Here is a 13576-nt window from a genome sequence, read left to right as displayed (position 1 = left end):
CCTTTCAACGTTGTTTTCATGGGTTGCGGCCGTTTGGGCGTCGCCGACCCCCCCCGGGCCGCCGCCGCCCGCTTCTGCTTGGTGATCGCCGGGCGGACGCCCGGCGCCGCGGCCGCCGCCACCGCCGGCGTTCCGGGTGCCTTCGCCGCCGACATCCGCGTCGTCCTCGAACGGGCCTCGCTGGTCGTGCTCGCCGTTCCGCTCGGTGCGGCCCGCCGCGTGCTCACCGAGACCTCGGTGCCGGGCCGGGGCCGTCCGCTCCTGGACGTCACCAATCCGGCCCTCGGGGGTGAGGAGGTGCCGCCCGATTCGTCGGGCGCCCACCTGATCGCAGCGGTGGCACCTGGTTGGCACGTCATCAAGGCACTGAACACCGTGCCCGCGGTCATGGTCGGCGAGCCCCTCTGCGGAGGGCTGCCGGTCTCCCTGCCGCTGGCTGGCGACGACGCCGGGGCCAAGGCGATCACCGGTGCGCTGCTGTCCCGGCTCGGCTTCGTGCCGCTCGACGTCGGCGGGCTCGAACACGCCCGGGAGCTTGAGTCGCTCGCCATGCTCCTCCAGGCCGTCAACCAGCGTCACGGCGTGCACGGGCGGATCGGGCTGCACATCTGCGGACCGGACGGCCCCGTGCCATCGCTCCACACACCCGCGGCGCCGGGTGTGCGTCTCCCGTAACCGTTCACGCACCGAGGAGGAAACCATGTCCGTAACCGACCCGGGAACAGTCCCGGCAGTCACCGTCGGAGCGGAACCAGAGGGCCGCACCGCCACAGCAGTCGGCCTCGCCGCGGCGGGCGCGGTGGCCGGCGTGCTGCTCGCGGTCGCCTGGTCGTTCACCTTTGTCGATTCGGTGATCGGCGACACCGTCGCCAACTCGCTGCTGGGCCACGACGCGAAGGCGACGGCGATCGGCGGCTCCGTCGCCGGGCTCGCCTTCGCATTCGTGTCCGGCCTCGCAGGCACGTTCACCGCCTGCAACGTCGCCGCGTTCGGGATGGTCCCCCAGGTCACGAGGGAGACGACAGCGTCCGGACTGCGCGGACTGCTCGCCCCGCTGGGCTGGCTCACACTCGGCAGCATGGCGGTCGCGCTTACCTACGGCGCCGTGGGCGTGCTGCTCGGGGACCGCCTGCCACAGCTCTCCACCGCGACCACGGCCGGCGGCGTGCCGGTGCGGCTCGTGCAGGCGTCGGTCGTCTTCGGGGTGGCCGGGTTGGCCCTGCTCTACCTCGGCCTGGCGGCGTTGAAACTGGTTCCCGACCCGTTCGCCGGCCGGCCGCGGGCACGCCTGGTCGCACTGGGCGTCATCATCGGCGCTTTCCTGATCGGCCGCCCGTTCCCGCTGTTCCACAAGCTCTTCCTCTACGCGGTCGCCGACCAGAACCCGGCGTACGGCGCGGCCGTCTTCGGCCTGCAGACGCTCGGCAACCTGCTGGTGATGGTCCTCGTCGTGGTGATCGCGTCGAAGCTGACCAGCGGGCGGCTGCTGAACGCCCCGAGCCGGCGCGCCGCCGAGCTGTCGGGCATCGCGCTGGTGCTCGTCGGCGTGTTCCTCATCGTCTACTGGGACGTGCGTGTGCCGGCGATCTTCGGCGTGGGCTGGTTCCCGACCGCTCCCTGGAACTGAGCCGTCCCGCTCCCGGCGGTTACTACCCCCCGTCGTTGAGGCTGGAGACGCAGTCGCCCATCGTGCAGGTCGCCTGCTGAGGCGGCCGCACGGATGAACCGGCCGACCGCCGCAGGGCCAGTGGCGGTCGGCCGGCTACGCCCGGCCTCGTCATGCCTCCCGCAGCCGGTCGGCGAACGTCCAGGACAGGCTTGGCTTGCCGACCTGACGGCGCAGGACCGCGACCTTGGGCAGGTCCCGGATCGAGTCGTGGTAGGCGGCGACCCATTCGACAGCGCGGAATAGTTGGGACCGCGTCCCGGCATTCGTCCGCGACCACCTACTCTTCGGCTCCCCAGTCGACGACCAGCCAGGCGTCCTCGATCGGCTTGCCGCCGTCGGATACGCGTACCGACCAGTCGCCGTCGAAGAGCGGGGTGGGGGCCTTGGTCAACGCCGTACCCTTCAGGTCTCCGAGGTAGCTGCCGAGGTTGTCGGTGCTGTCCGCCGGGTTGCCGGTCGGCGCTGCGACTCTCACGTCGCCCCCGGCGCGGACGATGAGGCGGGCGCCCCGGACCGCGGCCGCGCCGTCGAGCGACCTGCTCCAGTACGGGAAGTGCCGCGGCGTCAGGCGGAGCCGCAGCGGCCTCGCCCCGTCCACCGCCGGTGCGGTCTGGAATGCCGACCACGCGTCGGGGAAGTCGTACCGCAGTGAGAAGAGGCGTTGCGACCCGACCGCCTGCGCGGCGGCGATGCGGTCCTTGAGGTCGGCGATGGCCTGGCCGCGCAGCACCTCGCCGCCTTCCCTGGCGGTGTAGCGGATGTGCAGCAGGACGTCGCTGATCGTGTCGTAGTCGAAGGAGGTCGGTTCGCCGGCGCTGGGGTTGGCCGGCAACTGGAGCTGCCAGGTGCTGATCACGCCGGAGTGCTCGAACGGCAGATACCGCTCGTCGCGCAGGTTCGCCTCGAACAGGCCGGCGTCATTCTGTCCGGAACTGGTGACGACCGCCTGGGTGCTGCCGTAGTAGTCGGAGAACCGGGGGTCGTCGCCCTCCATCCGGGCGTACCCGGAGTCCCCCGGCACCGGTGTGGTCCGGATGCTGCTGCGTTGCAGGGTGAGGGTGCAGTTCACCGAGGCGTACGGACCGGTCACGCACGGGACGGTGACCGCGACGCTCTTGATGCGACGGAAGTAGTGGCTCGGTCCGTCCACGTTGAACAGGGCCTCGTCCAGTACCACCGTGCAGCGCCCGGTGGTACGCAGCTCGATCAGCGCGAGCGGGTTCACCTGGAGCAGGCTGACGTGCTTCGTCAGCTCGTACTCCCGGCGGTTCAGCTCCAGGTACGCCAGGTCCATCCGCTTCAGATCGAGCAGCAGCCGCTCGCCGGCCAGCAGCCCTTCCTTGCCGGAGAGGTAGCTGGTGCCGAGGAAACGCAGGCCGGAGTCGCCCAGTTCGCGCTGGAGTGCCCGCTCGGCCTTCTTCGCCAGGTCGAAGGCGAACTGGGCCGCCTGGGCGCCCAGGCCCCTGGCCTCCCGCTTGTACCAGGTGTAGAACGCCTTGTTGCTGACCTTCCCGGTCCGGTCGGTGCCGGACTCGTTGAGGAAGCGTTCCGTCTCGGCGGCCTGCTCCATCTGCTTGCGATGGTTTCTCAGCTCCAGGTCGGCGATGGCCTCGCGGATCTGCGCGGCGCGCAGTTGTTTGACGATCTGGTTGATGTCCAGCGCGGCGAGGTTGCTCTGCAGCGCCCACTCCTGCTCGCGCCGGGCGAACCCGTCGATCCGAGCGGCCCGCCGGGCCTCGAAGTTGAGCCGGTCGGCGATCCCGTGGGCGGCGCCGGCGGCGGCCTGGATGCCGCTCGCCACGTTCTGGCCGCCGAAGTTGGTGGCACCACCCATGCCCCAGGGTTCGGCGCTGACCTCGAACTGCGGCACCACGGCGGCGATCGACGAGGCCACGCCGAGCACGCTGCCGATGTCCGTGGCTATCTGGGCGGCCTCCAGCATCAGCGTTTCGCGTACCTCGTGCGAGCTGAGGATCCGGCCGCCGGCCAGGGCGCCGGCCACCTGGGCGAAGACGTCGGTGGCGATGTCCACGTCGACCTGCCGCAACTGCACCGCCAGTTCCGAGGCGGTGAGCCTCAGCTTGACGAGGCCGTCGACGTCCAGTTCGGCCAGCTCGGGCACCGCCTTCGCCACGTCCTCGGCCGACCTGCCGAGCTGTCGCTCGTAGAAGGCGTAGCGGTGCTCGGCCACGGTCAGCGACTGCTCCAGTGCCTCCCGGGCCTTGCCGGCCTCCTGCAACTGGCCGTACCGGACCTGCTCGATCATCCCCAGCAGGGTGCGTTCGTGCCGGGCGCGCAGCAGCGCCAGCGTCTCGCCGTCCTCCTTCTCGATGGCGGCCAGCAGGTTCGCGCCGAGGCTCTTCACCTCCTGCGCCAGCTCGGCGGCCTTCTGCGCCAGCACCTGGTAACGGACCAGCGGCAGCGGCTGGTTCAGGCCGTTGACCACGCTTGCCACGTCCAGGCCGGATGCGGCGGCGCGGGCCAGCAGCGCCGGGTCGATCGGCGGGTCGAAGAGCGCCAACTGCCGGAATACGCCCTGCAGGTTCAGGCTGTTCCGAATCTTGAATACGCGATCCGCGACCGTGTCCCAGTAGCCCATCAGCTTGTCGTTGCGGGGAACGCTGAAATACAGCGCCTTGCCGAGCGCGCGGACCATCGCGGCCTGCGGGTCGGCGCTCGTGGACTGGTCGGCCGGCAGCGGCATGAGGTCGAATGCCACCTCGGCCTCGACGTCGCGCAGGACGGTGCCGAACTTGTGCAGATCCTTGCGGAGGTTCGCGTACGTCTGCGGTTTGGTCGTGCCCTTGGTCGGGACCGCCTGCGGGCGCGGCCCGAGGATGGACGCGGCCAGCAGATACAGGTTGAGCGCCTCGTCCACGGTTTCGCCGCTGTCCTGGGCGAACAGCCAGTCGCCCCAGCCGATCAGGTTGTCCAGGTAGAGCATCACCGACTTGTACATGTACGCCTGCTGCCGGAACCGGGCGATGACGTGCGGCCGGAACGGCTCGCGCTGCCACGCGTCGATGCTGTCGGCCGTCTCCTCCCGCAACGCCGGGTCGGCGCCGGTGGCCAGGTTGACCAGCAACTGTTCGACCTTTTTGACGTCGGTGCTCTGGAACGGCCGGACCTTCCAGAACCGCTCGGGCGCCGGACCGTCGCTGTCGTCGGTCGGGTCGAAGATGTAGTGCAGCCATTGCTGCGCCTCGGCGAAGTGCTGGTTCTTCATCAGGTGCGTGGCCATCATGAGCGGCACGTGGAAGAACAGCTCCCAGTTGTAGACCGCGTACGCGCCGCCGCTGCGGAAGTCCAGGTCGCGCACCGGTCGGGGCCGTTCCACCAGCGAAGTCGGGCCAAAGCGGCTCATCAGGTCGTGGTACAACGCCGGCACCGGCAGGCTGTCCCGCAGGGTGGCGGCCGTGCCGGCGGCGAGCCCGAACTCGGTGAACCGGGCGACCAGCACGCGGGTACCCGCGGGCAGCGTGCCGGTCTGGCCGTTGAACAGGATGACCGTGGTGGCGGCCCGGCACGCCACGGCCGCGTCGGCGGGCAGGAAGGCCTGCTGGGCGGCGAGCGTGATCGCGCTGCCCGGTGGTGGAGTGGGCCGCAGACCGTTGACCAGTACGGCACGCATGCCGTCCGGTGCGGCGACGGCGGCCGGGGCCGCCGCGCGGACCTGCATCGACTCGGCCAGTCCGATGGTGCTGCCGTCGCCGAGCGTCGCGGTGGTGGCGGCGAGCAGCACCAGCCGGGTGCCGGTGGGTACGGACAGGGCCGCGTTCGCACCGAGGGTGATCTCGACGCTTTCCGGCAGCGACCCGCCGCCGGGAAGGTACTCGGTGTCCGCGGACTGCAGGCCGCGTACGCCCTGCCGGATCAGGCGCTGCACCAGGCTGCCGACGTACGGATGGGCGTGCAGCGAGGCCCGGTAGCTGACGTCGCGTTCCTGCACGACGAAGTACTTCTGCTCGCGGGTTTCGACGTACCGCTTGATCGACGCGTACAGCGAGCGGTCCAGGGCGCCGTGCATGACGGCGTACTCCTGCATGGTGGAGTTCTGCATGATGGCGCTCCTGATCTCAGCGGACCGGGCCGGCGGGGCCCCGGACGCCGGTCGTGCCGAAGGTGGAGAGGCCGGCGGTGGTCTCCGCGAGCGCGGGGTTGACGCCGCCGGCGCCGACGATGGTGAGTACGGCCGGACCCTTGGCCAGGCCCGCGGTCGAACCCGCACCCTTGAGCACGACGGTCTGCCCGGCCGCGACAGCGCTGCCGGTGGTGACGGTGACGATGACGTCGTCGGCGCGCGCGGTGGAGAGTTCGCCGGTGGTCAGGATCTGCACGCCGGCCCTGCCGCTCGCTCCGACGACGACACCGTCGAAGGTGAGCGCGGTGGCCGGGTTGGCCAGCCAGTCCAGGCTGTCGACCCGCTCGATGACCGAATCCGGATGGATGGTGATCGGCGGGTTGACGACGGGATCGATGGCGATCTTGTGGGGCGGCACCTCGAACTGCGGCTTGACGTACCTCCACCACGTGTCGTCCTCGAGCCAGGCCGGCCCGGTCCCGCCCGGCACCGGGGTCCGGGTGACCCACTCCTGCCACTCCTCGACGGTCCGCTCGACCACCTGCGGCTCCAGGAACAGCGTGGTCGAGGCATCCTGGAAGAACACCGGCTTCATCAGCGCCTCGATCTCGCCGATGCCGGCCTCCAGCGCGGCGCGGACCGCGCCCGGGTTCCCCGCATCCTCGTACGCGTCGGCGGGCACGCCCACCGTGATGGTGTTGTTGGCCGGCAGGAGCAGGAAGTCGTTCGTGGTGTCCAGGATCTTCAGAGTGATCGGCTGGTCCGGGGTCGGCTCCGAGCTGATCCGGGTACGGACGCTGACGCTCAGGTTCCCGCTTCCGGTGTACCGGGTAGCCCGTTGCGAGGCGTCAGCGGTGCTGACCACGAACGGGTTCGCCGGGCGGGGCTTGACCGCGCGCGGCTCCACCGGGCTGTTCCGGCCGGCCAGGTAGAACGCCTTGCCGATCGGGTTGCCCAGGGAGATGTACACGCCGGCCGCGGCCGTCTTGGCCAGCGTCTCCTCGTCCGGATCCGGGTCGGGCACCACGGTGACGTGCACCGGCGTGGTGGCCGGGGTGAAGGTCGCGGGCACGGCGACCCGGATCTTCTGCGCCGCCGGCCCGGCGTACTCGGTGGACTCGGGCACCGTCCACACACCGTCGAGCCGCTCGGTCCAGTGCAACTGGGCCTCGATCACTCGCTGCACCCCGGGCAGCGGAATCAATTTGCTGGTGTCCACGCTGGTGTTCGAGCCGCCGCTCGCCTCCCCCTGTTCCATGAAGGTCACCCAGAACAGGTACAGCCGGTCGCGCCAGAACACCGGCACCACGTGATCGCCCTCGATCGAGGCCGAGATCGGCTCCCACGGCGTCCACATCCGGTTCGCGTACGTCCGGTGGAAGTACTTGTGCGGCACGCCGAACGTCCGGCCGATCACATGCAGGGTGTTGCGCGCGAAGTCGGGTTTGTCCTCCAGGTGCATGGCGACAATGTCGAGCCGGGCCAGTTCCTCCAGCTTGCGCAGGTAGTCGAGGAAGGCGTCCTCGACCGTGTCGGCCGAGACGTCGTCCGCCAGCAGCTTCCCCTCGATCTCGGTGAACAGGAACGACTTGTCGTCCCGGAACTCGGGCTCCAGCCAGTTCTCCGGGAACAGGAAGATCTTCCGGTTGGCCTCCCAGACCCGGTACCGCTTCAGCCACGGCCACTGGTCGCTGTTCACGATCGCCGACGGGTGGACCTGCGGTTCCTGGTTGAGCAGGCACCGCTGCACGAACAGTTGCACGGTCGAGATGGCCATCCGGATCCGGGAGGTCTGCACCACCGGTTCCATACCGGGGTCGATCAGGAAGTACTCGTAGAGCTGTTCCTGGCGGGTGAAGCCGTGCCGGCGCATCACGTACGCGACGAGGGCGTCCCGCTGCCGCTTGCGAAGGCCGTCGAAGATCGGCTGGGCGACCCGCAGCCAGGTGGCCTCGTCGTAGCCCGACTTGACGATGTCGCGTAGCCCACGGGCGATGTCGAAGCGGCGGGTGTCCGCCGGGCCGGTGTCCGGCGTGAGGATGCCGGTCCATTCGCGCAGCTTCGCGGCGGGCGCGCCGAGCCGTTCGACGAGCCACAACGCCCGCCACAGTGCGCGGACCGGTTCGTCGTTGCGGAAGGCGGGCGTGGTGAACAGCACCGCCGCGGTGGCGGCGACCACGTCGGGATCCCGCCGGGTGAGCGCGGCGAGCAGCGGGTAGACGCCGTCGGCCAGCCGGTCCGCGGAGTCGACGGCGTCGGCCTCGAAGACCGCGATGAGGTCGTCGGTGGGCGCGGCGATCTCGGCCTTGAGAGCGGCATACCGGCCCAGGCGGTGCAGCGCGGCGAACCGGCGGCGGGCGGCCTGCCGGTCGGCTGGCGTGTTGCCGATCGGGGCGGTGGGCAGGGTGCTGAGGTCGACGTCTCCCCAGTTTGCGGGGTGCGTGAGCAGGTACCGGGTCTCCCGCTCGGTGAGCCCCAGGGTGCCGATCACCTGCAACGCGCTGCCGAGCAGTTCGTACGCCCGCGCCGCCGCGTCCAGCGCCGCCGCGCCGTACAGGGCGAACTGGTTCAGTGGCCCCTTGGCGGTGCGCTCCCCCTGCACCAGCAGCCGGGCGGTGCCGCCGGACAGGCCGACGGCGAGGCTGAACCGGTACGCGACGCCGGCGGTGAGCGTGACGAACTGCGCGGCCCCGGCGCCCAGTTCGGTGTCGGGTCCGGCTGCGGTGCCGGAGAGGAAGACCGGGTCGGCGAGGTGCGGCAGGCGCAGCGTCCCGGTCGCTCCGGCGTGGCTGAGCTGGAGGTAGAAGCGGTACGTGCCGGTGGCCGGCACCACCAGATACCCGTCGAACCGGGCGCTGCCCGCGGCCGGGGCGCCGGACGGGCGCAGCGCGGTGTCCGCCGAGGCGAGCCGGTACGTACCCTGGGCCGCGCCGGTGCCGTCCGGGCTGGCGTAGAACGTGGCGTCGATGCCCGCGCCGGCGGCGCTCGCGAACACCGGCAGCAGCGGTGCCCGGTCCGGTGCCACGCTCAGCAGCCGCTCGTCGGTGAGCAGCGCCGTCACCGTACCGGGGTCGGCGTCGGCCCGCGCGGCCAGCGTGCCGGTGATGTGGTCGCGGATCAACCGGCGCCGCAGCACGCTCAGGAACGCCTCGGCTACCCGGACCCGGCGGCGCTGCGCCTCGGCCCGGTTCCGTTCGCGTACCGCCTCGTTCGCGGCCCGCTTCGCCGCGGCCTGTTCCGGGGTGTCGGCCTCGGTGACCGGTGTGGTCTTCTCGCCGGCCGCGAAGAGCCCCGGGTAGTCGGCGTCGTCCAGGAAGCCGGCGTCGCCGGCGAGGCGGACCGGCTGCTTGCGCAGGTGGTCGTCGAAGAAGGCGCGGACCGCCGGGTCGTCGGTCGACTCCGCCGGCACCTCCCTGACCTCGATCAGCCGCAGCAGCCGGGCCACCGTCTCCGGCGGCGCCAGCAGGCCCAGCTCGTCCTGCAGATACTCGGGCGTGACGGCGGCCGCGTCGGCGGGCAGGGCGTGCTCGGCCTCGATCGCGCGGATCCGGTCGGCGAGGCCGGTGAGTAGGAGCAGGGTGGCTGCTGGGTCGCGCCGGTAGGGGCCCTTCTCGTCGTAGCGGCGGCGGACCAGAAAGTCGAGGTCCGCCACGGTGAAGCCGGCGGCCCGGATCTCCTCGACGAGGTCCACGAAACGGATCGTGTCCACGTACGGGTGATCGTCGGCAAGGGTTTGCAGCGGGCCGTCGTGCAGCGGATGGAACGGGTCGATGCCGGTCAGATCCTTGAGCGTGATGAGGTCGTGCGGGCTGAGTTTGAGCGCCTTCGCGAGGATGGCGTAGCGGTACAGGATGGACAGGTTCGCGATGGTCAGCGGCGCGGTGTCCAGGCCGGTCCCGGCGTCGGAGAGGATCTCACCGACCGCGTCCGGGGTGAGCCCGAGGGCGCCCTGCACGGCCGGCAGGTGGCCCTTCACGAGCGCGAAGTCCGCCGGCTTGCCCTGGGCCTGCTGGGCCACCCAGGCGGGGTTGAGGTAGTCGCCGGTGGGGTGGTCGAAGATCGGGTCGGCCTGCAGGGTGCGCCGGGTCAGGAAGAGCTGCCGGTAGAGGGCGTTGTGGCCGGTGGTCGGCAGCGGGCTCCAGAGGGTGAGTAGCTTGCCGCGGCCGTCGCGGCCGAGGGCCAGCCGGTCGGCGAGCGCGCTCAGGTGTGACAGGTGGATGAGCGCGGTGTCCAGCGGGCGGCGGGACCAGTCGAGGGTCCCGGTGGCGCCGGGTGTCAGCACGCACAGCGCCCGGTCGAGGTCGTCGAGCTTCCAGCCCAGCCGCCGCCACAGCCGGACCAGGACGGCGATCCGCAGCAGGGCGGTCCCGTCGAGTGCGCCGCCGTCGGCGTAGCGCACGATGGTCGCGTCGAAGTCGGCACCGGCGTCCTGGTCGGCGAGGACGAGGATCGCGTCGAACGGTACGGCGACCAGTTGCGTGCGGACGGCGTTGCCGCTCTGGCCGAACCGCTCGGCGTACGCGTCGATGCGCGCGTCCAGCGCGGCCAGGTCGGTGAGCCGGTTCCAGTCGTCGGTGCTCAGCGCCGACAGCCTCGCCTGCTGCGCCGGGGTCAGCGGCTCGCCCAGCAGGTCCCGGTTCGCCTGCAGGAAGGCCACGTTCGCCGGGTCCAGGTAGGAGTCGACGGCGGCGATGGTGGCCGGCAGTTCGGCGAGCAGGGTGGCCCGGCCCAGCTTCGGGTTGACGAAACCGGACCGGATGATGTCGGCAAGTTCCAGGTAGGTCACGCCCAGCCGGCGGCTCAGCGCCTTGGCCGAGTTCAGGTCGGTGCGCTGGCCGGTGTCCGGGTCGGTGGCGGGGGTGAGGGCCGCGGCTGCGCTCGGGTATCCGTACAGGCGCCACCAGGAGGCGAGCGGGTCCGGGTCGGTGAGGATGGCGCGTTCGGCGGGCGGCACACCGAGCCGCTCGACGAAGACGGCGGCCCGATCGTAGGCACGGGCGGGCGCGTACAGCTCGTCGCCGGGGCGCAGGGCGTCGAGCAGGTCGGGCAGCGAGACCTGCCGGTGGGCGCAGAACGCGCGGACCGTTTCCAGCCACAGGTCGAACGGCAAGGCGGCCGGGTGGCGTTCCCGCAGCAGGGTCCAGTACGCGCCGGCGATCACGTTCTGCGGCTCGGCGAGCAGCTCGGCGCTGGTCGCGTCGGGCGCCTGGCGCACCGCGTCCGCGCCGAGCGTGTCGTTCGCTACGACGTACTCGAGGATCTCGTTCACCACGTCGATGTACGGCATCACGGTGGTGGTGTTGGCGCAGGTGAGTTCGAGGTGCGGCAGGTCCGGGCGACGCGCGACCAACGCGTCGTACGGTGCGAGATGGCCGGCTAGATAGTCGCTGCCGTTGCGTTCCTTCCACGAGACCAGGAAGTTCGCCCAGGTCTGCGGTTCCCCTTCGAGGAACTGGAGCAGATCGACCAGGTACGCGGCCGGGCTGAGCACCGAGCGGCAGTCGTCGCAGTCGCAGTAGTCGTTCGATCCGAACAGCGACTCCATGGTGGGGTAGGCGGCCAGCGCCGACCTGAGCCGGCCGACGGCGGCGGACCGGGCGATCGGCGACCCGGAGATCGCCGGGAGGCCCGGGTCGCTGTCGAGCTTCTTCGCGACGCCGAAGATGTGGTAGGCCATGCCGCTGACCTGTTGTGCCTTGCGCCAGACCAGCCGCGGCACGTCGTCACCGGGCCAGACGTGGTGGATCTCGTGGTACTTGTCGACGAACCGCGCGGTGAATTCGTGCTCCTTGACCGCGCTGATGTCGTACGCCGAGGTCAGTCCCATCGCCATCAGCACGGCCATCGCCTCGTTCGTTGGCGTCACCTGGTAGACCCGGTGCAGCGTCCTGATCTGGTCCCGGGCCGTCACCAGGTCGTTCGCGCCGAGGCCGGCGGTGGTGGCGTTCCCGCCGGCCAGGAACGCGTCGATCCCGGTGTGACCGAGCCGGAAACCGCGCTGGGTGGCCGCGGTCAGCAGGGTCACCGTGGGAGTCTTGGCGCCGCCCACGTCGATGGCGTCGGTGGCGATCAGCCGGGTCACCACCTCGGTGGGGTAGCTCATCCGGATCTTGCGCGCCATGTCCTCGGCGTACGCGTCGAGCCGCGACTGGGTGTCCGGCCCGGCGTACGCGGGCGGGATGAGCGCGGCCAGGCTCGGCTCGTCCGCGGCCAGCGTGCGGATCTTCGCCTTCCACGCGGCCGCGTCGTACAGGTCCTGCTCGACCAGTGCCACCGGGGCCCGCTGGTCGAGGTCGGCCATCAGCATCTTGGTCACCGGCGCGCTGTTGCCGGCCAGGTACGCGAGCTTGCCGTGCCGCTGCAGCCGGCTGATCGTGGTTTCCGGGACCTTCGCGACCCGGGCCCGGTCCCAGACGTCGGTGTCGTCGTCCCCGCCGTCGAGGAAGGCGCCGGCGAACGCGTCGCGCGCGCCGCCGACCCCGGCCGTGTCGAGCAGGTCCCCGTACGTGCTGGTCGAGCCGGGCGCGGCGACACCCAGCCGGACGGTCCTCGCGTGCTCCACGAAGGACCGCCGGAACTCGGCGATCTCCGCCGGTTTCATGCCGACGATGCCCAGCTTGGTGAGCCGGTTCAGCGCGGTGGTGACGGTGTCCGGTGCGATGGTGGCGAGCTTCAGCGGGTCGGTGGGGAGGCCTGCGCGGTACAGGCCGTACAGGCCCTGGGCGGGCAACGCGCCGGCCGAGTCGGCCTGGGACCGCTGGGCCACGGCGGCAAGCGCGGTCAGCCGGGCGTCCCAGCCGGTGGCCGCGTTGAGGTCGGAGAGGTCCTGACGGGTGTCGTTTTCGCGCGCCTTTGCCAGGTTCGCCAGGTCGCCGACGTGCGCGCGGAGCGCCTGGGTGAGCCGGGCGTATTCGCTGCCGGCGGCGACGGCGGGCGCCGGGGCAACCAGGGAGACCGTCTCGGCGGGCCGCTGTCCCATGTGGGTGAGCGGTTTGGAGAGCGGGATCTCCGTGCCGTCCGCGCCGACCGCCCGGACCTCCAGGGTGACGGAACGGTCGTCCAGGTCGTAGCTGAAGGCGTACGTGCCGGCGGCCGAGGTGGTGGCCGAGCCGATCAGGGTGGTGACGCCGCCGAACCCGCGGCGGTACAGGCGCAGCGGCAGGGCGGCCGCGGGCGCGCCGTGGTCCAGGACGACCGTGCCGCCCAGCGACCGGGGCGCCCGGGCCGCCGGGACCGGGCCGACCAGCAGATTGACCACCACGACCGGCGCCGTACCGTCGACGACGTCGGAGACCGCCCGGACCGTGCCGGTGTCGTCACTGACCGACATCCGCAGCCGGACCGGGGACCCGTCCGGCAGGCCCTGGTGGGTAACCGTGTACCGGCCCTCGGCGTCGGTGGTGTCGGTGCCGAGGCGGATGGTGACCTCAGGACCGGTGTGTTGCGCCGTGACCCGGAACCCGGGCGCGGGGGCTCCGGCCTCGTCGGTCACCAGGCCGGCCACCAGGTACGTCCCCGTCCCCGTCCCGCCGCCGAACGCGCCGAGTTCGTCGAGGATGCGGTTGAGCAGGTCCGCCGTGGCGCGGTCCACCGCGCCGGTCGGCTCGATGCGGCGCTGCTCCTGCACGATCGACACCGTCTTCGCGGTCGTGTCGCGGTAGGCGGACTCCCGCCGTTCGGTCTGCACGCCCTTGGCGAGCCCGGCCCGGTCCCCGTCGGGCAGGTCGAGCACCCGCCGGTCGAGGATCAGCAGCAGGCCGTCCTGAAGGTCCGCCACCTGCGGGCTCTGCATGCCCGGCCGCAGGTCGGGAACGATCCTGTTCATC

General features: G+C 71.4%; 4 protein-coding genes. 2 read left to right on the top strand and 2 right to left on the bottom strand.

Annotation, left to right across the window (positions count from 1 at the left end):
* Both ABZU52_RS23125 and ABZU52_RS23120 read left to right on the top strand, forming a co-directional pair.
* Positions 1 to 675 (top strand): hypothetical protein (locus ABZU52_RS23125; RefSeq protein ID WP_354973073.1); only part of this gene is annotated, 675 nt, incomplete at its 5' end.
* 25 nt (positions 676 to 700) lie between these two features.
* On the top strand, positions 701 to 1627 hold the full coding sequence (locus ABZU52_RS23120; RefSeq protein WP_354973072.1) for a hypothetical protein: 927 nt from the start codon (positions 701 to 703) through the stop codon (positions 1625 to 1627).
* Positions 1628 to 1946: 319 nt separating this feature from the next.
* Here the strand turns inward: ABZU52_RS23120 and ABZU52_RS23115 are convergent, their stop codons facing one another.
* Together ABZU52_RS23115 and ABZU52_RS23110 are read right to left on the bottom strand one after the other, a co-directional pair.
* Positions 1947 to 5729, bottom strand: coding sequence for a hypothetical protein (locus ABZU52_RS23115; RefSeq protein WP_354973071.1), 3783 nt, complete (start codon positions 5727 to 5729; stop codon positions 1947 to 1949).
* 16 nt (positions 5730 to 5745) lie between these two features.
* Complete coding sequence (locus tag ABZU52_RS23110) at positions 5746 to 13575, bottom strand: neuraminidase-like domain-containing protein (protein WP_354973070.1); 7830 nt, start codon at positions 13573 to 13575, stop codon at positions 5746 to 5748.
* Position 13576 lies beyond the last annotated feature (1 nt).

Origin of the sequence: Micromonospora sp. NPDC005220 (genome assembly GCF_040607895.1) — a bacterium.
Taxonomy (GTDB): Bacteria; Actinomycetota; Actinomycetes; order Mycobacteriales; family Micromonosporaceae; genus Micromonospora.
The sequence above is the reverse complement of the archived record's forward strand: the minus strand, read 5'-3'. Positions and strand labels throughout refer to the sequence as shown.